We start from the raw sequence: 22,998 nt of genomic DNA, 5'->3' as shown, positions 1-22,998 counted from the left end.
TAGCCTGTGAGTTATGCAGCTTAAGCCACCAACAGCACAATGCCGATCAATTAAGGATAAGCCCAAAGCTCCTTAGTTGGTCGGCATTGCGCTTTATGGCTGATTTGATGCTGAAATCGATTCATTTAAGTTATTTGTCATGATGTGTTGCCGCAGTACGTTACGCCCATCCATGCGTTTTGTGACACCCCGAACCATAGATTTTATCTCTATCGCGAACATATATCAGCAGATACTTTGCGCTTTAGTCGCAAATTAATGTGATTGATATGGCAAACAGGTCGGTAATTCCGAGTAATCTTTGCTATAAAAACGACTTTTTACGAGCTAATAATTAGCCTAGAATTTATAGATTATTTGCCAGCCACTCAGGCTGGTTTTTCTGTCCGATGTAGGGAGTATTCATTGTGACAAACATGATTCGTCAATTTTTGCGCCAAGAGGCTGCGGGTGGCCTGATTCTAATCTTTGCCGCCATCGTGGCCCTATTTATGGCTAATACCCAGCTTCAAGGGATTTATCAATCATTTCTTGATGTGCCGGTATCAGTAAAAATTGCGTCGCTGGATATCAGTAAGCCGCTATTGTTGTGGATTAACGATGGCTTAATGGCGGTATTCTTTCTTGTTGTTGGCTTGGAAGTTAAGCGCGAGCTGATGGAAGGTTCATTGGCCGGCCGTGATAAAGCGGTTTTTCCGGCGATTGCGGCCTTGGGCGGCATGTTGGCACCTGCCCTGATCTATTTACTGTTTAATGGGGCGGATGAAGTCACTCGCCAAGGCTGGGCAATTCCGGCCGCAACGGATATCGCCTTTGCCCTTGGTGTCATGGCGCTTTTGGGGAACCGCGTACCGACCAGTCTGAAAGTGTTTTTATTGGCACTGGCAATTATTGATGATCTGGGTGTCATCATTATTATTGCGCTGTTTTATACCCATGAGGTTTCGGTGCAAGCCTTGGGGATCGCCGCTGCGGCCATTGCGCTACTGGGCTACATGAACTGGCGTGGGGTTGGGAAAACTTCTGCCTATTTGCTGGTGGGGTTGGTGCTGTGGGTCTGCATTCTTAAGTCAGGCGTACATGCAACCTTAGCTGGAGTCATTGTTGGCTTTATGATCCCGCTGCATACCAAAAATAAGCATTCACCTTCTGAATCGCTGGAACATGGTTTGCACCCGTGGGTGGCTTATTTGATTCTGCCACTATTTGCTTTTGCCAATGCAGGGGTTTCGCTACAGGGGGTCTCTCTCTCCGGGCTGACATCGTTACTGCCCTTAGGGATCGCGAGTGGTCTGTTTATTGGTAAGCCACTGGGGATTTTCATCTTTAGTTGGCTCGCGGTTAAGTTAGGGATTGCTAAACTGCCCGATGCGATAAACTTTAAGCAGATTTTCGCCGTTTCAGTGCTCTGTGGTATCGGCTTTACAATGTCGATATTTATTGCTTCACTGGCGTTTGAAGGCGCGGATCTTGCTCTGACCACCTATTCCAAACTGGGGATATTGCTAGGTTCGACCGCTGCAGCGATTGTGGGTTACAGCTTGTTGCGCCTGGTGCTTCCGGCAAATAAAAAAAGCAGCTAAAAAGTCCAATGTAATAGCTACCCAATGTATTGGTATTGCCGATGTCAGACAAAGGCATCAGCAGTTTTACTTGATGGAATTCCTGGCTCACAGTCTGTGAAGTCTAAAACAGGGAGTGTTTTATCGTGCATGGGGCCATACCTGGCTTCGCGATATGTTAAGGAGATAACAACATGCGAGTGTCACATATCAATTTCAATCATCTTTACTATTTTTGGCAGGTCTGCAAGGAGGGCTCCGTTGTGGGAGCGGCTGGCGCGTTATTCCTGACGCCACAAACCATTACCGGCCAAATTAAAGCCTTGGAAGAGCGGCTGGGCGGTAAACTGTTTAAGCGCCAGGGGCGAGGCTTAGTGCCGTCGGAGTTGGGGCAATTGGTCTTCCGCTATGCCGATAAAATGTTCATGCTCAGCCATGAAATGCTGGATATTGTTAACTATCGCAAAGAGTCCAATCTGCTCTTCGACGTGGGTGTTGCCGATGCTTTATCCAAACGCCTGGTGAGCCAGGTGCTGGAAACGGCGGTAGTTGATAATGAAAAAATTCATCTGCGCTGTTTCGAATCAACCCATGAGATGCTGCTCGAGCAGTTAAGCCAGCATAAGCTGGATATGATTCTGTCAGATTGCCCGGTAGATTCTAGCCAGCAAGAGGGGCTGTTCTCGGTCAAACTTGGTGAATGCAGTGTAAGTTTTTATTGCCGTCAACCTATCCCAGATTTATCTTTCCCAGCCTGTTTGCAACAGAAACCGCTGTTGATCCCCGGGCGCCGTTCCATGCTTGGGCGCAAATTACTGAACTGGATTAACAGCAAAGGGCTACAAGTAGAAATTTTGGGGGAGTTTGATGATGCAGCGCTGATGAACGCTTTTGCTATCTATAACAATGCCATTTTTGTCGCACCCACAATTTACGCTGCTGATACTTATGCCAAAGATGATCAAATTGTTGAAATTGGCCGACTGGATAATGTGCAGGAAGAGTATTACGTCATTTTTGCTGAACGGATGATCCAACATCCAGCAGTACAGCGGGTATGTAATAAAGATTTTTCAGCCCTTTTTACCGGCTAATGAATGGTTTTGGTGATTGAGTGGCTAAAATATGCGCTATTTGGTGATGGCACTATTGTTCTGCTGGCGGTGAGGTAGTGAAACAGTGGGATGATAGCCAAACGATGGACATAAAAAAACCGGCCTAGGCCGGTCTTTTTACTAAGCAACCAACATAATGCATTACTGCATTGCGTTGATTTGCGCGACTAAGTTTGACTTATGACGTGCTGCTTTGTTTTTGTGGATCAGACCTTTACAGGACTGACGATCCACGATTGGTTGCATTTCATTAAATGCTTTTTGCGCTGCGTCTTTATCGCCAGCTGCAATTGCCGCATACACCTTCTTAATGAAGGTACGCACCATTGAGCGACGGCTAGCGTTATGCTTGCGGCGTTTCTCAGACTGTACGGCGCGTTTCTTAGCTGATTTGATATTAGCCAAGGTCCAACTCCCAAATATATTCTATTGAGGACAATTCAAAGGCCGAGGAATATGCCCTTTTAGCCTTCGTTTGTCAATGGATTTGTGCAAATAAGCGCCGTTTGTACGGGCGGCACTTGCTACGTTGTGATGGAGCGGGATTTTACCAGCTTCGCGCTGTGGAATACAGTCTTTCGAAAGAAAATTCCACAGTTCACTGCCTCGAAGGGATTCGACGGTGGTTCTTGTAAAAATCTCAGCCTGCTTCTGTATTCAACGGCGAGCGTATTCTACAGGATAAAGTCAGTAAAAGGGATTTTACCTGCATAATATTGGCAAAATGGTATGACTTTCGATTAAAGGTGCCAATCGCGGGTTAACCTTAACCGCTGTACAAGGTATAATCCGGCGATTTCCACTGTTTTGAGCCAGCTATGGAGCTAATTCGCGGTATACATAATATCCGGGCACGCCACCATGGTTGCGTGCTAACTATCGGTAACTTTGATGGTGTCCATCGCGGACATCAAGCCCTATTGGAGCAGTTAAAGCGCGAAGGTCAGCGTTTAGGGCTGCCCGTTATGGTCATGATATTTGAACCGCAACCACTGGAATTGTTTGCAGCGGACAAAGCACCAGCACGGCTGACGCGCTTGCGTGATAAAGCTCGATATCTGGCCGAAGCGGGTGTTGACTACTTATTGTGCGTTAAATTTGATCCGCGTTTTGCAGCGAATACTGCGCAAGCTTTCGTTGCTCAGTTGCTGGTAGAGAAGTTGGGTGTTAAGTTTTTAACGGTTGGCGATGATTTCCGCTTTGGCGCAGAGCGTCAGGGGGATTTTCAACTGTTACAACAGGCGGGGGCTGAATTTGGCTTTGATGTCATCAGCACTGACAGCTTCTGTGACAGCGGGTTGCGCATTAGCAGCACCGCGATTCGTCAGGCGCTTCATGATGACGATCTGGTGCAGGCTGAGGTGTTACTTGGTCACCCGTACAGTATTTCTGGCCGTGTGGTTCACGGTGATGAACTGGGGCGGACGATTGGCTTCCCCACGGCGAATTTGCCGTTAAAACGTTTAGTCGCTCCGGTAAAAGGAGTGTATGCGGTTGATGTTTATGGCTTGGGTCCAGAGCCATTGCCCGGTGTTGCCAATATTGGCACCCGGCCTACTGTTGCCGGTGTTCGCCAGCAGCTAGAGGTTCATCTGCTTGATGTCACAATGGATCTTTATGGGCGTCATATTGATGTGGTGCTCCGCGCAAAACTGCGCAATGAACAGCGTTTTGCTTCGCTCGATGCCCTGAAGCAGCAAATCGCCAATGATGTGGTGACGGCCCGAACATTTTTCGGGCTAAAGACACCGGTTTAATATTTCTAGCCGAAACGGAACCGAGAATCTAATGAGTGACTACAAGAATACCCTGAATTTACCTGAAACAGGGTTCCCGATGCGCGGCGATCTGGCTAAGCGTGAACCTGACATGCTGAAACGTTGGTATGAGCAGGATCTGTATGGGATTGTTCGTACGGCCAAGAAAGGTAAAAAGACCTTTATTTTGCACGACGGCCCTCCTTATGCGAACGGCAACATTCACATTGGTCACTCTGTTAACAAAATTCTCAAAGATATTATTGTTAAATCGAAAGGAATGGCTGGCTACGACTCACCTTATATCCCAGGTTGGGACTGCCACGGTCTGCCGATCGAGTTAAAAGTTGAGCAGCTAATTGGTAAGCCGGGCGAGAAAGTTAGTGCCGCGGAGTTCCGTGCTGCCTGCCGCAAATATGCGGCTGAACAGGTTGAAGGCCAGAAAGCGGACTTTATCCGCCTGGGCGTATTGGGCGATTGGGACCATCCCTATTTGACGATGGATTTCAAAACCGAAGCCAATATCATTCGTGCGTTAAGCAAAATCATTGATAACGGCCACCTGCACAAAGGCGCGAAGCCGGTACATTGGTGTACTGATTGCGGCTCCTCATTGGCTGAAGCTGAAGTTGAATATTACGACAAAACCTCACCTTCTATTGATGTGCGTTTTAATGCCGTCGATGCTGCCGCCGTGAGTGCAAAATTTGGCGCAACTCAGGTCAACGGCCCAATTTCACTGGTTATCTGGACTACCACGCCATGGACCCTGCCCGCCAACCGTGCAATTTCGCTGAATGCTGAGTACATCTATCAACTGGTGCAGGTTGACGGCGAATGCCTGATTCTGGCGGAAGATCTGGTTGAGAGTGTTATGAAGCGCGCCGGTATCGCTGAATGGGCGGTGTTGGGAAGCTGCAAAGGCGCTGATCTCGAACTGCTGCGCTTTAACCATCCGTTTATGGGCTTTGACGTCCCGGCGATTTTAGGCGATCACGTAACACTGGATGCCGGTACTGGCGCGGTGCACACGGCCCCAGGCCATGGCCCAGATGACTTTGTTATCGGTCAAAAATATGGTTTGGAAGTGGCGAATCCGGTTGGCCCGAACGGCTGCTATTTGGCGGGGACTTATCCAACGCTAGATGGTCTGTTTGTGTTTAAAGCCAACGATGTGATCGTTGAGCTGCTGCGCGAGAAAGGCGCACTGCTGAAAGTTGAAAAACTGGTCCACAGCTACCCATGCTGCTGGCGTCACAAAACGCCAATTATCTTCCGTGCTACGCCACAATGGTTTATCAGCATGGATCAGAAAGGTTTGCGTAAGCAGTCACTGGAAGAGATCAAAGGTGTGCAGTGGATCCCAGATTGGGGTCAGGCGCGTATCGAAACCATGGTGGCTAATCGCCCAGATTGGTGTATTTCGCGCCAGCGTACTTGGGGCGTGCCGATGTCTCTGTTTGTGCACAAAGAGACCGAAGCACTTCACCCGCGCAGCACTGAGCTGATGGAAGAAGTGGCCAAACGTGTTGAGCAAGACGGTATTCAAGCATGGTGGGATCTGGATCCTGCTGAGATTTTAGGTGCCGATGCTGCCGATTACACCAAAGTGCCAGACACGCTAGACGTCTGGTTTGACTCAGGTTCAACTCACTCTTCGGTGGTTGACGTGCGCCCAGAGTTTGGTGGTCATAGCCCAGATATGTATCTGGAGGGTTCTGACCAGCACCGTGGTTGGTTTATGTCGTCACTGATGATTGCAACCGCGATGAAGGGCAAAGCGCCTTATCGTCAGGTGCTGACTCACGGCTTCACCGTTGATGGTCAGGGCCGTAAAATGTCCAAATCCATCGGCAACACCATCAGCCCGCAAGATGTGATGAACAAACTGGGTGGCGACATTCTGCGCTTGTGGGTGGCATCGACTGACTATACCGGCGAAATCGCTGTTTCTGACGAAATTCTGAAACGTTCCGCTGACTCCTATCGCCGTATCCGTAACACCGCACGCTTCTTGCTGGCTAACCTGAATGGTTTTGATCCAGCGCAGCATCAGGTGAAACTCGAAGAGATGGTGGTGGTAGATCGCTGGGCCGTGGGCCGTGCTCAAGCCGCTCAAGCCGAGATCATGGCAGCATATGAAAATTATGATTTCCACTTGGTGGTACAGCGATTGATGCAGTTCTGTTCGGTTGAGATGGGCTCCTTCTATCTGGATATCATCAAAGACCGCCAGTACACCGCGAAAGGCGACAGCGTTGCCCGCCGTAGCTGCCAGACTGCGCTATTCCATATCGCCGAAGCATTGGTTCGCTGGATGGCACCAATCATGTCCTTCACTGCAGATGAGATCTGGAATCAACTGCCAGGGGAACGTCCGCAATACGTCTTCACTGAAGAGTGGTATGACGGGCTGTTCGGATTGGCGGGCGACGAGAGCATGAACGATACTTTCTGGGCCGAGCTGTTGAAAGTCCGTGGCGAAGTGAACAAAGTCTTAGAGCAAGCCCGTAGCGATAAACGTATCGGCGGTTCTCTGGAAGCCGCAGTGACCCTATACGCAGAGTCTGAATTGGCTGCACGTTTGAACAGTTTGCAGGACGAATTGCGCTTTGTGTTACTGACCTCTGCTGCGAAAGTCGCAGATTATGCCGAAGCAGGTGATGATGCGCTGCAAAGTGAACTGATTGCAGGGCTGAAAATTACCTTTAATAAAGCTGACGGTGAGAAGTGCCCACGTTGCTGGCACTACACTCAAGACGTCGGTTTGGTAGCGGAACATGCTGAGCTGTGCGGCCGCTGTGTCACTAACGTTGCCGGTGACGGTGAAGAGCGTAAATTTGCCTAATGAGTAAGCCAATTTGTTCGACCGGATTGCGCTGGCTATGGCTGGCGGTGCTGGTGGTGATTTTGGATCTTGGCAGCAAACAGTGGGTCATGACCCACTTTGCGCTGTATGAATCTATGCCACTGATTCCTTTTTTCAATATGACTTACGCACAGAATTATGGCGCGGCATTTAGCTTCCTGGCGGACAAAAGTGGCTGGCAGCGCTGGTTCTTTGCTGGGATAGCCATCGGCATCTCAGTTATATTGATGGTGATGATGTATCGCTCAACAGCAAAACAACGCCTGATAAACTGTGCATACGCATTAATTATCGGTGGTGCACTCGGCAACTTATTTGACCGCTTAGTGCATGGCGCAGTGAACGACTTCATCGATTTTTACGTCAATAACTGGCATTTCCCGACGTTCAATCTAGCTGATGTCGCGATCTGCATTGGTGCTGCGTTGGTGATATTTGAAGGCTTCTTGAGTCCGGCTGATAAAACGGCGATTGATAAAGGTGAGTGATATGTCCGAAGTTGTACAAGGCTATCAGGTACAAGACAGCAGTGCTGTACTGGTGCACTTTACTCTGAAGCTGGAAGATGGCTCCACGGCTGAATCAACCCATATTCACGGGAAGCCTGCGCTGTTTCGTTTAGGTGATGATAGTCTTTCTGACGCGCTAGAGCAGCAGCTGATTGGTTTGAAAGTGGGTGCTAAGCACACTTTCACTTTACAACCTGAAGATGCGTTTGGCTTAGAAAGTCCTGATCTGGTTCAGTATTTTACTCAGCGTGACTTTGCGCTAACCGGGGTGCCAGATGCTGGTACCATCATGCTGTTTACCGCTCGCGATGGCAGTGAAATGCCAGGTGTGGTGCGAGAGGTGGCAGAAGAGTCCATTACTGTTGATTTTAATCACCCGTTGGCAGGGCATGTCGTCAGCTTTGAAATTGAAGTGCTGGAGATTGACCCCCAACAGGAGGCTATCCATGCAGATATTGCTGGCTAATCCACGCGGCTTTTGCGCAGGCGTTGATCGGGCTATCAGTATTGTTGAGCGTGCTATCGAGATGTATGGCGCGCCAATTTATGTGCGGCATGAAGTGGTCCATAACCGCTATGTGGTTGATAGCCTGCGTGAGCGCGGGGCTATCTTTATCGAAGAGATCTCTGAGGTGCCCGATGGCTCCATTCTGATTTTCTCGGCCCATGGCGTTTCGCAGGCCGTTCGCGCAGAAGCCCGTGAGCGTAAGTTGACGATGCTGTTTGATGCGACCTGCCCGTTGGTGACTAAGGTGCACATGGAGGTTGCGCGCGCCAGTCGTAAAGGTAAAGAAGCTATCCTGATAGGCCACGCAGGTCATCCAGAAGTCGAAGGGACGATGGGGCAATACAGTAACCCGAAAGGGGGGATGTATCTGGTTGAGTCACCGGATGATGTCTGGGGGCTGAATGTAAAAGACGAGAATAATCTGTGCTTTATGACACAGACGACCTTGTCTGTCGACGACACCTCTGCGGTTATCGATGCCTTACATAAACGTTTTCCGAAGATTGTTGGCCCGCGTAAAGATGATATCTGCTACGCCACTACCAACCGGCAAGAAGCGGTGCGGAATTTGGCGAATGATGCCGATCTGGTGCTGGTGGTTGGCTCGAAAAACTCATCTAACTCCAACCGTTTAGCCGAACTGGCACAGCGCATGGGGAAACCGGCCTACCTGATTGACTCTGCGGTTGATATCCAAGAGTCATGGTTGCTGGGAGCGGCGCGGATTGGTGTCACGGCAGGTGCCTCGGCCCCGGATATACTGGTACAGCAAGTGATTGCTCGCCTGCAAGCACTCGGCGCCGGCGGCTCCATTGAACTTAGTGGCCGCGAAGAGAGTATTGTCTTCGAAGTTCCCAAAGAATTACGTGTTGATATTAAACAGATCGATTAACCTCACTTTTAATTTCTCAGCATGTATTCGTTAAGTGATATCAGCAGCCCTCAGTGGCTGCTTTTTTTATCGGCAAAACGGCATTTTTATTATGGTGGCAAGGTAGATCCAGCAGAACCCATAATCGTGAGCGATGGAATATATTGCGCCTTAACTGAATGAATATGCGGAATAACACCAAAATGGCAGACTAAGCGCTATGGCATTGAGGCCAGATGAGTTGGGCGCTGCTGAAGTGAGATCAATTGGCGCTATTTAAGCCGCTAAGTGGTATTGCTGATAAAAGTGAACGTATATCATTTTTTTCTAATACAGATTAAATAGACTGGCAGAGTCCATAGCGGGCGGCTAATCTGAACTCTTGTCAGGGTAGATGACACAACATTAGGAGCAATCATGACCAATTCAACTATTCGTATCGCTGTTGTCGGCGCGGGTGGCCGTATGGGCCGGCAACTTATTCAGGCAATTACCCAGACAGATGGCGTTGTGTTGGGGGCAGCAGTTGAGCGCGTCGGTTCCACTTTGGTCGGCAGTGACGCTGGTGAGTTGGCCGGAACAGGCTTGCTAGGTATTGCTGTAAGTGATGATTTATTAAGTGTAATTGATCATTTTGATGTGTTGATCGATTTTACTCGCCCAGAAGGTACGCTGGTACATTTAGCCATTTGCCGTCAGCACCGCAAAGCGATGGTTATCGGCACAACTGGCTTTGATGATGCAGGTAAGGCGGCCATCAGTGCAGCGGCAGCTGATATTGGCATTGTCTTCGCGGCCAACTTCAGTGTTGGGGTGAATGTAGTGCTCAAGTTGCTCGAAAAAGCAGCAAAAGTGATGGGCGACTACACCGATATCGAGATTATTGAAGCGCACCACAGACACAAAGTTGATGCGCCTTCAGGGACGGCTCTTGCCATGGGCGAAGCTATTGCCGATTCATTGGGCTGGTCACTAAAAGATCATGCAGTCTATAGTCGTGAAGGTCATACCGGTGAGCGTAAACCCGGCACGATAGGCTTTGCGACGGTGCGGGCTGGCGATATCGTTGGTGAACATACCGCGATGTTTGCTGACATTGGCGAGCGGGTTGAAATCACACATAAAGCAACCAGCCGCATGACATTTGCCAATGGTGCAGTTAAGTCTGCCATTTGGGTGTCTGAGCGTGATAATGGTCAGTTTGATATGCGAGATGTACTGAATTTGAATCAACTTTAAAGGTGTAAAGCACAGCCAGTGATGTGGTTGTTTTTATCATAATCATTTGATAATAGGGCAATATTTTATTGTCCTTTTTTGTTTTCTAATTAAATAGAGTGTTTTGTCATTTATTCATTATGTAATCTCTGTTTTTTCATGTTTTCATCTGATTTCCTATCTTTTTATCCTCTCATTAGGCACTGGTACTGATTTTTATCTCCCCAGAAGGATATTTTCCAGTCACTTACCCTCGCAACCGTTTACTATGTTAAGTTAGCATCTGTTTTTGTCGCTATAACCCACTATTTTTGATAAGAACGGCAAAAAATAGAGAAAAAGTGGCATTTTGGCTAGACAAGAGCATCACTCATCATTAAAATGCGCCCAATTTGCCAAAAATTAGCTTTGAGGGCGGTTTTTGCATTGATTTAGATCGCTAGATGTGAATTAATATGCAAATAATGTGACTGTTTATTCCTTGGAGGGTGTTTTGATTAAGTCAGCGCTATTGGTTCTCGAAGACGGAACCCAATTTCACGGTCGGGCCATCGGGGCAGAGGGTACGGCAGTGGGGGAAGTGGTCTTCAATACGTCGATGACCGGTTATCAAGAAATCCTCACTGATCCTTCCTACTCCCGCCAGATCGTTACTCTTACTTATCCTCATATCGGCAATGTCGGCACTAATGCCTCCGATGAAGAATCCTCCGCAGTACACGCCCAAGGTCTTGTTATTCGTGACCTGCCATTGATCGCCAGCAACTACCGCAGTGAAGAAGGCTTAGCTGAGTATCTCAAACGTCACAACATTGTGGCGATTGCTGATATCGATACCCGCAAGCTGACCCGGTTGCTGCGTGAGAAAGGTGCGCAAAACGGCTGCATTATTGTGGGTGACTTATCTGATGCCGCTTTGGCGTTGGAAAAAGCGAAAGCCTTCCCCGGTTTGAAAGGGATGGATTTGGCGAAAGAAGTGACCACCAAGGATAGCTATAAGTGGCTGCAAGGCAGTTGGACACTGGAAGATGATCTGCCTGCAGCGCAGCAGCCAGAAGATTTGCCCTTCCACGTCGTGGCTTACGATTACGGTGTGAAACGCAATATCCTGCGTATGCTGGTCGATCGCGGTTGCCGCCTGACGGTGGTTCCGGCGCAAACCCCGGCTTCAGAGGTTCTGAAGCTGAATCCAGATGGCATTTTCTTGTCCAACGGCCCAGGGGACCCAGAGCCATGCGACTATGCGATCGCGGCGATTAAGCGCTTCCTGGAAACCGATATCCCGGTGTTTGGTATCTGCTTAGGTCACCAATTATTGGCACTGGCCAGTGGTGCAAAAACGGTAAAAATGAAGTTTGGTCACCACGGTGGCAACCATCCAGTGAAAGATTTGGATGCAGATTGCGTGATGATTACTGCACAGAACCATGGTTTCGCAGTAGATGAAAGCACATTGCCATCCAACCTGCGTAAGACGCACGTTTCGCTATTTGATGGTTCTCTGCAAGGGATTCACCGCACCGATAAAGCAGCCTTCAGCTTCCAGGGTCACCCAGAAGCCAGCCCAGGGCCACATGATGCCGCCCCGTTGTTTGATCACTTTATTGAGCTGATTGAAGCTTATCGCGCCACCGCCGCTAGCCATACCCATAATTAATCAGGAGCGATTACCATGCCAAAACGTACAGATATAAAAAGCATCCTGATTCTGGGCGCAGGCCCTATCGTTATCGGCCAGGCTTGTGAGTTTGACTACTCCGGCGCTCAGGCTTGTAAAGCGCTGCGTGAAGAGGGTTACCGCGTCATTCTGGTGAACTCAAACCCCGCGACCATCATGACCGACCCTGAGATGGCCGATGCGACCTATATCGAGCCGATCCACTGGGAAGTGGTGCGTAAGATCATCGAAAAAGAGCGCCCAGACGCCGTTTTGCCAACCATGGGGGGGCAAACCGCACTGAACTGTGCGCTGGAACTGGAGCGCCAAGGTGTGCTGGCTGAATTTGGCGTCACCATGATTGGAGCCACCGCCGATGCCATTGATAAAGCAGAAGACCGCCGTCGCTTTGATATCGCGATGAAGAAAATTGGTCTGGATACCGCCCGCTCAGGTATTGCCCATAATATGGAAGAAGCGCTGGCCGTCGCGGCAGATGTGGGCTTCCCTTGCATCATCCGCCCCTCTTTTACCATGGGTGGCACGGGTGGCGGTATTGCTTATAACCGCGAAGAGTTTGAAGAAATTTGTGAGCGCGGCCTGGATTTGTCGCCAACTAAAGAGTTGCTGATCGATGAGTCACTGATTGGCTGGAAAGAGTATGAGATGGAAGTTGTTCGCGATAAAAACGACAACTGTATCATCGTCTGCGCCATCGAAAACTTCGATGCCATGGGTATCCATACCGGTGACTCCATCACTGTCGCCCCTGCCCAAACACTGACCGATAAAGAGTATCAAATCATGCGTAATGCCTCGATGGCAGTACTGCGTGAAATCGGCGTAGAAACCGGTGGTTCTAACGTGCAGTTCTCGGTTAACCCGAAAAATGGCCGTTTGATTGTGATTGAAATGAATCCACGTGTCTCCCGCTCCTCCGCGCTGGCCTCTAAAGCAACGGGCTTCCCGATTGCCAAGATTGCCGCCAAACTGGCGGTGGGTTATACGCTGGATGAGTTGATGAATGACATCACTGGCGGTCGTACCCCTGCCTCCTTCGAGCCATCCATTGACTACGTTGTGACCAAGATCCCTCGCTTTAACTTCGAAAAGTTTGCCGGTGCTAATGACCGTCTGACTACGCAGATGAAATCTGTCGGTGAAGTCATGGCTATTGGCCGCACGTTGCAGGAGTCACTGCAAAAAGCGCTGCGCGGTTTGGAGGTGGGTGCAACAGGTTTTGATCCGAAAGTGAGTCTGGATGACCCCGAAGCGCTGACCAAAATTCGTCGTGAATTGAAAGAGGCGGGTTCTGATCGTATTTGGTACATCGCCGATGCCTTCCGTGCTGGGATGTCGGTTGATGGCGTTTTCAATCTGACCAACGTTGATCGCTGGTTCCTGGTGCAGATTGAAGAGCTGGTTCGCCTGGAAGAGAATGTGGCGGAGTGCGGCATTAATGGCCTGAATGCCGAGTTTATGCGCCAGTTGAAACGCAAAGGTTTTGCCGATGCTCGTCTGGCGAAATTGGTCGGCGCGGCGGAGAGCGAAGTGCGTAAACTGCGCTACAAGCATGGTCTGCATCCGGTCTACAAGCGAGTAGACACCTGTGCGGCGGAGTTCTCTACCGATACTGCCTACATGTACTCGACCTACGAGGAAGAGTGCGAATCCAACCCAACCAGTGATCGTCCGAAAGTGATGGTGCTGGGGGGCGGGCCGAACCGTATCGGCCAAGGGATTGAGTTCGACTATTGCTGCGTGCACGCCTCATTGGCGCTGCGTGAAGATGGTTACGAAACCATCATGGTGAACTGTAACCCAGAAACAGTATCAACCGACTACGACACCTCTGATCGCCTCTACTTCGAGTCAGTTACGCTGGAAGATGTGCTGGAAATCGTGCGTATCGAGAAGCCGCAGGGCGTTATCGTGCAGTATGGTGGCCAGACGCCATTGAAATTGGCCCGTGAATTGGAAGCGGCTGGTGTGCCAGTGATTGGGACTAGCCCGGATGCTATCGACCGCGCTGAAGACCGTGAACGTTTCCAACAGGCGGTTAATCGTCTGGGCCTGAAACAGCCAGCGAACGCCACGGTTGCCACGATTGAACAGGCCGTAGAGAAAGCGACCGGTCTGGGTTATCCGCTGGTGGTTCGCCCATCCTATGTCTTGGGTGGGCGCGCAATGGAGATCGTGTATGACGAAGTCGACCTGCGCCGTTACTTCCAAAATGCGGTGAGTGTCTCGAACGATGCGCCGGTGCTGTTGGACCGCTTCCTTGATGATGCGGTTGAGGTGGATGTAGATGCCATTTGCGACGGCGAGCGCGTGCTCATCGGCGGCATTATGGAACATATCGAGCAAGCTGGGGTTCACTCCGGTGACTCAGCCTGCTCATTGCCTGCCTACACCCTGAGCAAAGAGATTCAGGATGTGATGCGCCAGCAAGTAGAAAAACTGGCCTTCGAGTTGTGTGTTCGTGGCCTGATGAACGTGCAGTTTGCGGTCAAGAACAATGAAGTTTACCTGATTGAAGTTAACCCACGAGCGGCCCGTACCGTACCATTCGTCTCTAAAGCGACCGGTATGCCACTGGCAAAAATTGCCGCGCGCGTGATGGTGGGGCAGTCACTAGCTGAGCAAGGTATTACCGAAGAGATTATTCCGCCTTATTACTCGGTAAAAGAGGTGGTATTGCCGTTTAATAAATTCCCTGGTGTTGACCCGATTTTAGGGCCAGAAATGCGCTCTACCGGTGAAGTCATGGGGGTTGGCCGTACCTTCGCAGAAGCTTTCTCTAAAGCGATGCTGGGCAGTCAATCAGGCATGAAAAAGAGTGGTCGGGCGCTGTTATCGGTTCGTGAGGGTGATAAGCATCGGGTGGTTGATCTGGCGGCGAAACTGCTGAAACAGGGCTTTGAACTGGATGCGACTCACGGTACTGCGGTGGTGCTGGGCGAAGCAGGGATCAATCCGCGCTTGGTCAACAAGGTGCATGAAGGCCGTCCACACATTCAGGACCGTATTAAGAATGGCGAGTACACCTATATCGTGAATACAACGGCAGGGCGTCAGGCGATTGAAGATTCCAAACTGATCCGCCGCAGCGCTTTGCAATATAAGGTGCACTACGACACCACCTTGAATGGCGGCTTCGCAACGGCAATGGCCTTAAATGCAGACCCAACCGAACAAGTGATTTCAGTGCAAGAGATGCACGCCAAGATTAAGAATATGAAAGGCTAATTTTGGTTGTCAGAAAGGGGGCGATGGAAACATCGCCCTGAGGTTATTGACAAAGTGCTCGTAGCGGTGAAAACAGGCAGATCGTAAAGACGCCGTAAAATCGTCCCTGATGGCTCGAGCCGCGCCATCCCTGGCGCGGACGCTTTACTTTTCTGCCTGTCCTCACCACCTGAGATCGAGTCGTCGAGGTTTGTCAGCAGTCTGGGGGCGATGGAAACATCGCCCTTTTTTATGCTTATTATTTATAAGATCGCGCTTTTTACTTGCAGATACAGTGTTTCTTATGCGCAAAAGTATTATTCATAAACGATAGTATTGTTCATAAACAACATTGGTGAAGATCAATATTCATGCGGGTTATGGGGAGTAGCTTATAGCCCGGTGGCTCACAGCCGGTTTAACTAGCTTAAAGCGACTTTGATACCCAAACCGATTAATAGCCCACCCAGTAGCTTATCGACCACTTTTTGTGCTTTTGCCAAACCACGGCGCACTGGCGCACTTTGAATCAGAATCACCAGCAGAGGCCACCAGATCACGGCCAGTACCCAGATGATTGAGGCGTACCATAGTTTTTCACCCACGCCGGAGTCTATCTGCAATATTTGAGTGAAAACGGCGAGGAAGAACAGTGTTGCTTTGGGATTCAATAAGTTGCAAAGGTATCCCTGCAAGAATGCGGCTTTCAGCGTGATGGGAGAGTATGCTGCGTTATCAATACTGAGCTTGCTCTCTCCCCGCGACAGCAGGGCTTGGATACCAATCCAAATCAAATAGCAGGCACCGGCATATTTCAGCAGATTGAATAGCCAGGGGGTGGTGGTGATAACCACGGCCAGACCCGCCACGCAGTAAGACATATGTGTGGCTACACCCAAAATGACGCCGAGTGCGGTCATCATGGCTGCAGGGCGGCGATAGCGGGCGGCGTTTTTAATGACCAGAAAAAAATCGGGGCCGGGGGAGAGCATCCCTAAGGTAGCAATAGTTGCGACGAATAATGAAGTTTCAAGCATAAGGATTACCCAGTCAGAGTGGTGCGTTCTGGCGATAATAGCGCCACTGGACTCTCCTTGCATTATCCTTATTAGTTATCTGTGATGGTTTGATTGTCGGTAGTGATGATATTGAGCACTCATCTTTTGCTCTTTTGACGGGTTTTTACTCTTTTGACGGATAGTGATGCACAAATATGAGCCTGGAGAATGTAATAAGCAGTGAAGTGCCGCATCAGCAGCAGCGGGAGATTACACGATTGTGCATCAAATGCGCTCTGCTACTGTTGCAACATGGCGCAGAAAGTATGCTGGTTGAGCAGCTATCTGCCCGTTTGGGTATCGCACTGGGAATGGACAGTGTCGAAAGCTCCATCTCAGCCAATGCGGTTGTTTTGACCACCATCAGTCAGGGTAATTGCCTGACCTCTACCCGTAAAAATGCTGACCGCGGTATCAATATGCAGGTGGTCACTGAGGTTCAGCATATTGTCATTTTGGTGGAGCATCATCTGCTGGATGCGAAGGGGGTAGATAAGCGTTTTGAGAATATCAAACCGCTGCGTTATCCGCGCTGGCTGGTGGTTGTGATGGTCGCACTGTCTTGTGGCTGCTTTAGTAAACTCAATGGCGGCGGTTGGGATGCATTTTCCATCGCCTTTATTGCCAGTGGGTTGGCGATGTTTGTGCGTCAAAGCCTGACGGCTCGCCATATGAATCCGCTGATCAATTTCTGCATCACAGCATTTGTCGCGACATCGGCATCTGGCTTATTGATGCGGCTACCCTTTTTCCATGAGGCATCCAGTGTGGCGATGGCCGCCAGTGTATTGCTCTTGGTACCCGGTTTCCCGCTGATTAATGCTGTCGCGGATATGTTCAAAGGGCATGTTAATACTGGGTTAGCACGTTGGGCGATGGCCAGTTTGCTTACTCTATCCACCTGTATTGGGGTGATATTTGCTATGGCGCTTTGGGGATTGCGGGGGTGGTCGTGAGTTTACTCTGGGCGTTACTGCAAGATATGGTGTTGGCCGCCATTCCGGCATTGGGTTTTGCGATGGTGTTTAATGTGCCGGTGCGTGCATTGCGCTATTGCGCACTACTGGGGGCAATAGGTCACGGTTCGCGCATGTTGATGGTTCATTTTGGCATGAATATCGAACTGGCTTCGTTATTGGCCTCGATTATGATTGGGGTGATCGGGATTAATTGGTCGCGCTGGCTACTGGCGCACCCCAAAGTTTTCACTGTTGCTGCTGTGATCCCAATGTTCCCCGGAATCTCTGCTTATACCGCGATGATATCAGTGGTGGAGATTTCGCATATGGGTTACACCGAGGCATTGATGTCCACTATGGTGACTAATTTCTTGAAGGCATCATTTATTGTTGGTGCGTTGTCGATTGGTTTATCTTTGCCGGGATTATGGCTATATCGCAAACGTCCTGGTGTATAAGGCTTTTTTTGTTCTCTGTTTTGGTATCGGGCTAAGAGCTGTCTTATATGTGTGATTAGCCTGCTTATCGCTATCGACGCTGGTTTCGGCTTTACGTATAGTGTGAGCAATTTTTCGGTACTGGCTCTTGTAGCCTACATACAGGGTTTAACAATGATTATCAGCCTGATCGCTGCACTGGCAGCGGATCGCGTTATCGGTATGGAAAACGCCATGCCATGGCACTTACCTGCGGATTTAGCGTGGTTCAAACGTAACACGCTCAATAAGCCGGTTATTATGGGCCGTAAAACTTTCGAATCCATTGGTCGCCCTCTACCGGGGCGCTTGAATATTGTTATCAGTAGTCAACCGGGCACTGATGACCGTGTGACCTGGGCAACCTCTATTGATGAGGCGCTCTCTTTCGCTGGTGATGCGCAAGAGGTGATGGTCATGGGGGGGGGGCGAGTCTATAACCAATTTTTAGACCGTGCCAATCGCATGTATCTAACCCATATTGATGCTGAAGTTGGTGGTGATACCCATTTCCCTGACTATGAACCAGATGAGTGGGAAAGCACATTCAGCGAGTTTCATGATGCGGACGAAGCCAACTCTCACAGCTATTGCTTCGAGATTCTGGAACGTCGCTAAAGGCTATTGCCCCTATTTAGATTTTGCAGAAAAGCTAAAATGGGCTTTGAGGTTATTGACAAAGCGCCGCTTGCGGAGAGAACAGGTAGATTGTAAAGATGCCGTCTGCCCTTTGAAAAAATATCCCCAGAGGCTTGACCCGCGCCATTCCTGGCGCGGACGCTTTACTCCCTCACCACTTTATAAGTAGTTTGGTGGATCTTCTGATGCAGCGGCAGAGTCATCAACGCCACTGGTTTCGGCTGCAACTTTAAATGCATGTTGAGTGAAATAGCGTTTATCCTCCCAACGGAGCATGGTTAAGTCGCCACCCCAGCAGCAGCCCGTATCCAGCCCATAAATACCTTCCGGAATACCTTTACCTTCCAGTGATGCCCAGTGACCAAAAATAATCGAATATTCAGGATCGACAAGCCTTGGTAGTTCGAACCAAGGTTTAAGTGGGGCTGGGGCATTATCTGGCGTATCTTTGCAAATCATATCCAACTGCCCATTAGGGAAGCAGAAACGCATACGGGTCAGTGCATTGGTGCTAAAGCGCAAGCGCCCCAGCCCGGTCAATTCGGGTGACCAGTTGTTCGGCATATCTCCGTACATTGCATCAAGGAATAGCGGGTAGCTGTCACTGCTTAATACTGATTCGACTTCACGGGCGCACATCTTGGCGGTTTCTATATCCCATTGTGGGGTGATCCCCGCGTGGGCCATGATTAATTTTAACTCGTCATCAACCTGCAAAACCGGTTGGCGACGTAGCCAATTAATCAATTCGTCAGCATCAGGTGCTTCTAGCAGCGGTGTGATACGATCTTTAGGTTTATTGCGGCTGATGCCTGCAAAGACGGCCAGTAAATGCAGATCATGGTTACCCAGAACCATACGAACCGCCGGGCCTAATGAGCGAACATAGCGTAAAACATCAAGTGAAGCTGGGCCACGGGCGACTAAATCACCGGTTAGCCACAATCTATCCTGCTGCGGATCGAAGTTTACCTGCGCCAATAGCGCAAGCAACTCATCAAGACAGCCATGCACATCGCCAATAAGATAAGTAGACATAGTTGAGGTCAGAATTAATGGATCAGGGTAGGGATCGCTAAGCGGAACACCGGAATCGCAGTACGGAAAGCCTGACCCAGGTGGTCAACCATCTCATAGTGCCCTTCCATGGTACCCAGCGGGGTCTCTAAAACAGCGCCGCTGGTATATTGAAACTCATTACCTGGCAGGATCAGCGGCTGTTCGCCGATAACCCCTTCACCCTGAACTTCAGTCTGCCGGCCATTACTATTGGTGATTAACCAATAGCGGCCCATCAGTTGCACATTTGAACGGCCTAAATTACGAATTGTCACGGTATAGGCAAAGACGAAACGTTCTTCATCAGGTATCGATTGGGTTTCCACATAGATACTTTGCACCTGTACACAAACGCGAGGCTGTTCAATCATGATCTGCTCCTGCTTATTCTTGCGGTGTCGATTGGGCTGAAAGCCAGTTCGCCAGCTTGCAGTACTGCGCTACCGAAATGTTCTCTGCCCGCAATATTGGGTCAATACCTAATTCGATTAACTGCTCTGCAGTGAATAGATCACCTAAGCTGTTACGCACTGTTTTTCTGCGTTGGTTGAATGCTTGCGTGGTAATGCGGGTAAGCATACGCACATCACCCACCGGGTTTGGCATGTTCACATGTGGAATCAAGCGCACCACAGCCGAATCAACTTTCGGGGCCGGGGTAAATGCAGTTGGCGGTACTTCCAACACGGGGATAACGTTGCAATAGTATTGCGCCATTACGGTCAAACGGCCATAAGCTTTACTGTTAGGCCCGGCAACCAAGCGGTTAACGACCTCTTTTTGTAACATGAAATGCATGTCACGAATAGCATTAGTATAGCTGAAAAGATGGAACATCAGCGGGGTGGAGATGTTGTATGGCAAGTTACCAAACACCCGCAATGGCTGCCCTGCAAGCTCCGCCAATTCAGCGAAATTGACCTTCATCGCGTCTTGTTGATGGATGGTGAGTTTGTCTTTTAACTGAGGATGGCTAGCCAGTCGAGCGGCTAAGTCACGATCCAGCTCAATAACCGTCATGCGATCCATTCGTGCTGCGACTGGCTCGGTTAATGCACCTAAACCGGGGCCGATCTCAACTACCGCTTCACCGGGAACGGGGTGGATAGCAGAGACAATACTGTCGATGACAAACTGATCGTTTAAAAAGTTTTGTCCAAAGCGTTTGCGGGCAAAATGCCCTTGGTGGACTCTATTATTCATTGCTGTTATTTATCATTTTAATGGCTAAGTTTAATGCCGTAATGAAGCTGCCGACATCGGCAGATCCGCTTGCGGCGAGTTCTAAAGCGGTACCGTGATCCACTGAGGTGCGGATAAAAGGCAAACCAAGAGTGATATTGACTGCGCGGCCAAATCCTTGATATTTCAGCACCGGTAGCCCCTGATCATGATACATCGCGAGTACTGCATCGGCGTGTTGCAGATATTTGGGCTGGAATAGGGTATCTGCGGGAAGAGGGCCGATAAGGTTTATCCCCTGCTGACGTAATGCATTCAGCGCAGGAATAATGGTATCGATCTCTTCATGGCCCATATGGCCACCTTCACCCGCATGAGGATTAAGCCCACAGACATAAATCTGTGGCTGCTGAATGCCAAATTTGGTTTTCAGGTCACCATCAAGAATGGTGATCACTTCATGCAAGCTAGCCTGAGTGATGGCCCCCGGCACTGCCAACAACGGCAGATGGGTGGTTGCCAGAGCAACTCGTAGCTCTTCTGTTGCTAGCATCATCACCACCCGTGGACAGTGGCTACGATCAGCAAAGAACTCGGTATGCCCGATAAAAGGGATACCGGCATCATTGATAATGCTTTTTTGTACTGGGCCTGTCACCAATGCGGCAAATTCGCCGCTTATCGCGCCATCACAAGCTTTCGCCAAGGTTTCCACAACATAGTGGCTATTATTGACATCAAGCTGGCCTGGTGTCACCTCAGCCGCTGTTTTCACGGGGAAAATAGTGAGGGAGCCTGCTTGCTGTGCTGATGCAGGCTGATCTGGCTGATACTCACGTAGCTGCAAAGGCAGATTTAGCTGGCCAGCACGTGTCAGTAGCAAGGCCGGATCAGCGCATACCACTAGCTCAACAGGCCAATCCTGTTGAGCTAGGGCGACGACTAAATCCGGCCCAACCCCGGCAGGCTCGCCGGGGGTAATGACAATGCGTTTATTGTGGTTGTGCATTACTACCATCAAGAATTTTTACGTAAGCAGCAGCACGCTGCTCTTGCATCCAGGTTTGTGCTTCTTCAGCGAATTTACGGCTAAAGAGCATACGGTAGGCACGATCTTTCTGTGCAGCATCAGTTTTGTCGACCTGGCGGGTATCAACAACCTGAATTAAGTGCCAGCCGAAAGAGGAGTGAACTGGTGCGCTGATTTCGCCTTTTTGCAGCTTCATCAAAGCATCACGGAACGCAGGGTCATAAATGTCTGGTGATGCCCAACCGAGATCACCCCCTTGCACCGCAGAACCTGGGTCCTGAGAGATCTCTTTGGCAATATTGGCGAAGGTCGTTTTCCCGCTTTTAATGTCAGCCGCCGCCGCCGCTAACTTAGCGCGCGCCTGATCGTCAGTCATTACCGGTGACGGTTTGAGCAAGATGTGGCGTGCGTGAACTTCAGTCACCGAAACCGTTTTATCTGCACCACGGATATCATTCACCTTCAGGATATGGAACCCAACACCGGAACGGATAGGGCCAACCACATCACCTTTATTTGCAGATTGCAGTTTTTCAGCAAACAGTGAAGGCAGCTCCTGCAATTTCCCCCAACCCATCTGGCCGCCTTTCAGCGCTTGAGAGTCAGCGGAGTTGGCGATAGCCAATTTACCAAAATCAGCGCCGCCTTTAATATCGGACACCAGTTTGTTCGCTAACTCTTCTGCCTGATCAACTTGCTGCTGAGAGGGATTCTCTGGCAGCGGGATCAGAATATGGCTGAGGTTGAGCTCGGCATCACCACTGGTCTGGTTACCAATCTGTTTGGCCAATGATTCAACTTCCTGCGGCAGGATAGTTATCCGGCGGCGCACTTCGTTGTTACGCACTTCTGAAGTCAACATCTCTTTACGGATCTGTTCACGGTAAGTGTCGTAATTCAAGCCATCGGCCGCTAAGCGGCTGCGCATCTGGGCAGGTGTCATGCGGTTTTGTGCTGCAATATCCGCGATAGCTTTATCCAGTGCTTCGTCACTGACGGTAATGCCCATTTTCTTGGCCATCTGCAACTGGATACTATCCATAATCAGGCGCTCAAGAATCTGATGGCGCAAGGTTGCATCATCCGGAACCTGCTGCCCGGCCTGCTGTGCATTCAGTTTTACTGATTGCAACAGACCATCGACATCACTTTGCAGAACAACGCCGTTATCGACCACTGCGGCAACTTTATCAACTTCTTGTGGTGCTGCGAACGCGGTATTGGCACAGACAACCAATCCGAGAATAAGCGTTCTCCAGTTCTTCATACCTTTTCCATTTATGTAATCCGCTTTAGCGGGT

At 49.8% G+C, this 22,998-nt stretch carries 20 protein-coding genes; 13 read left to right on the top strand and 7 right to left on the bottom strand.

The features are described 5' to 3' along the window. Positions 1-407: 407 nt before the first annotated feature. Both nhaA and nhaR read left to right on the top strand, forming a co-directional pair. A complete protein-coding gene (gene nhaA, locus FFE93_RS17940) occupies positions 408-1,583 on the top strand; it encodes a Na+/H+ antiporter NhaA (protein WP_032896342.1) in 1,176 nt (391 codons plus the stop codon). A 173-nt stretch (positions 1,584-1,756) separates the two neighbouring features. Then, positions 1,757-2,656, top strand: a complete 900-nt coding sequence (gene nhaR, locus FFE93_RS17935) for a transcriptional activator NhaR (RefSeq protein ID WP_032896340.1) — start codon at positions 1,757-1,759, stop codon at positions 2,654-2,656. A 162-nt stretch (positions 2,657-2,818) separates the two neighbouring features. On the opposite strand, the gene rpsT is transcribed toward nhaR, so the two are convergent. Then, complete coding sequence (gene rpsT / locus FFE93_RS17930; RefSeq protein ID WP_002220715.1) at positions 2,819-3,082, bottom strand: 30S ribosomal protein S20; 264 nt, start codon at positions 3,080-3,082, stop codon at positions 2,819-2,821. A gap of 413 nt (positions 3,083-3,495) precedes the next feature. On the opposite strand from rpsT, the gene ribF reads away from it, so the two are divergent. From ribF to carB, 8 genes are all read left to right on the top strand, one after another. Beyond that, entirely contained in the window at positions 3,496-4,434 is a 939-nt protein-coding gene (ribF, locus tag FFE93_RS17915) for a bifunctional riboflavin kinase/FAD synthetase (protein ID WP_032896336.1), read from the top strand. 31 nt (positions 4,435-4,465) lie between these two features. Then, positions 4,466-7,282 carry an isoleucine--tRNA ligase gene (gene ileS / locus FFE93_RS17910; RefSeq protein WP_057649176.1) on the top strand — a complete coding sequence of 939 codons (2,817 nt, stop codon included), beginning with the start codon at positions 4,466-4,468 and terminating at the stop codon, positions 7,280-7,282. Continuing rightward, the gene (gene lspA / locus FFE93_RS17905; protein WP_032896334.1) at positions 7,282-7,791 is read left to right on the top strand and encodes a signal peptidase II; all 510 of its coding nucleotides are present in this window, start codon (positions 7,282-7,284) and stop codon (positions 7,789-7,791) included. Before ileS ends, lspA begins: the two co-directional genes overlap by 1 nt. 1 nt (position 7,792) lies before the next feature. Continuing rightward, on the top strand, positions 7,793-8,278 hold the full coding sequence (gene fkpB / locus FFE93_RS17900; protein WP_005270622.1) for an FKBP-type peptidyl-prolyl cis-trans isomerase: 486 nt from the start codon (positions 7,793-7,795) through the stop codon (positions 8,276-8,278). Next, positions 8,259-9,212, top strand: a complete 954-nt coding sequence (gene ispH, locus FFE93_RS17895; RefSeq protein ID WP_032896324.1) for a 4-hydroxy-3-methylbut-2-enyl diphosphate reductase — start codon at positions 8,259-8,261, stop codon at positions 9,210-9,212. The genes fkpB and ispH overlap by 20 nt, the downstream gene beginning before the upstream one ends. A gap of 396 nt (positions 9,213-9,608) precedes the next feature. Then, positions 9,609-10,430: a 4-hydroxy-tetrahydrodipicolinate reductase gene (gene dapB / locus FFE93_RS17890; protein ID WP_049599830.1), complete on the top strand. Its 822-nt coding sequence runs from the start codon at positions 9,609-9,611 to the stop codon at positions 10,428-10,430. Between the two features lie 472 nt (positions 10,431-10,902). Beyond that, positions 10,903-12,066, top strand: coding sequence for a glutamine-hydrolyzing carbamoyl-phosphate synthase small subunit (gene carA / locus FFE93_RS17885; protein ID WP_049599825.1), 1,164 nt, complete (start codon positions 10,903-10,905; stop codon positions 12,064-12,066). A gap of 15 nt (positions 12,067-12,081) precedes the next feature. Continuing rightward, positions 12,082-15,315, top strand: a complete 3,234-nt coding sequence (gene carB / locus FFE93_RS17880; RefSeq protein ID WP_005270612.1) for a carbamoyl-phosphate synthase large subunit — start codon at positions 12,082-12,084, stop codon at positions 15,313-15,315. Between the two features lie 401 nt (positions 15,316-15,716). Here the strand turns inward: carB and FFE93_RS17875 are convergent, their stop codons facing one another. Continuing rightward, complete coding sequence (locus FFE93_RS17875; RefSeq protein ID WP_005270610.1) at positions 15,717-16,331, bottom strand: LysE family transporter; 615 nt, start codon at positions 16,329-16,331, stop codon at positions 15,717-15,719. Positions 16,332-16,507: 176 nt separating this feature from the next. Here FFE93_RS17875 and FFE93_RS17870 point away from each other — a divergent pair, with 176 nt between their 5' ends. The 3 genes from FFE93_RS17870 to folA all read left to right on the top strand — a co-directional run bounded on the left by FFE93_RS17870 (position 16,508) and on the right by folA (position 18,405). Beyond that, on the top strand, positions 16,508-17,308 hold the full coding sequence (locus FFE93_RS17870; RefSeq protein ID WP_005270607.1) for a threonine/serine exporter ThrE family protein: 801 nt from the start codon (positions 16,508-16,510) through the stop codon (positions 17,306-17,308). Continuing rightward, positions 17,305-17,769: a threonine/serine exporter gene (locus FFE93_RS17865; RefSeq protein ID WP_032814552.1), complete on the top strand. Its 465-nt coding sequence runs from the start codon at positions 17,305-17,307 to the stop codon at positions 17,767-17,769. Before FFE93_RS17870 ends, FFE93_RS17865 begins: the two co-directional genes overlap by 4 nt. 153 nt (positions 17,770-17,922) lie before the next feature. Beyond that, complete coding sequence (gene folA / locus FFE93_RS17860) at positions 17,923-18,405, top strand: type 3 dihydrofolate reductase (RefSeq protein ID WP_005270605.1); 483 nt, start codon at positions 17,923-17,925, stop codon at positions 18,403-18,405. A gap of 180 nt (positions 18,406-18,585) precedes the next feature. Here the strand turns inward: folA and apaH are convergent, their stop codons facing one another. Genes apaH through surA form a run of 5 tightly spaced genes read right to left on the bottom strand, consistent with a single transcriptional unit; the run spans position 18,586 to position 22,964 of the window. After that, positions 18,586-19,464 carry a bis(5'-nucleosyl)-tetraphosphatase (symmetrical) ApaH gene (gene apaH, locus FFE93_RS17855; protein ID WP_057648260.1) on the bottom strand — a complete coding sequence of 293 codons (879 nt, stop codon included), beginning with the start codon at positions 19,462-19,464 and terminating at the stop codon, positions 18,586-18,588. A 14-nt stretch (positions 19,465-19,478) separates the two neighbouring features. Beyond that, positions 19,479-19,856: a Co2+/Mg2+ efflux protein ApaG gene (apaG, locus tag FFE93_RS17850; protein WP_005270600.1), complete on the bottom strand. Its 378-nt coding sequence runs from the start codon at positions 19,854-19,856 to the stop codon at positions 19,479-19,481. A gap of 13 nt (positions 19,857-19,869) precedes the next feature. Beyond that, entirely contained in the window at positions 19,870-20,688 is an 819-nt protein-coding gene (rsmA, locus tag FFE93_RS17845) for a 16S rRNA (adenine(1518)-N(6)/adenine(1519)-N(6))-dimethyltransferase RsmA (protein ID WP_032814549.1), read from the bottom strand. Further along, entirely contained in the window at positions 20,681-21,676 is a 996-nt protein-coding gene (gene pdxA / locus FFE93_RS17840) for a 4-hydroxythreonine-4-phosphate dehydrogenase PdxA (RefSeq protein WP_032896315.1), read from the bottom strand. Before pdxA ends, rsmA begins: the two co-directional genes overlap by 8 nt. Next, positions 21,660-22,964, bottom strand: a complete 1,305-nt coding sequence (gene surA / locus FFE93_RS17835) for a peptidylprolyl isomerase SurA (RefSeq protein WP_005270592.1) — start codon at positions 22,962-22,964, stop codon at positions 21,660-21,662. The genes pdxA and surA overlap by 17 nt, the downstream gene beginning before the upstream one ends. Positions 22,965-22,998 lie beyond the last annotated feature (34 nt).

The sequence above is a fragment of the Yersinia sp. KBS0713 genome (genome assembly GCF_005937895.2).
Taxonomy (GTDB): domain Bacteria; phylum Pseudomonadota; class Gammaproteobacteria; order Enterobacterales; family Enterobacteriaceae; genus Yersinia; species Yersinia bercovieri.
The sequence above is the reverse complement of the archived record's forward strand: the minus strand, read 5'-3'. Positions and strand labels throughout refer to the sequence as shown.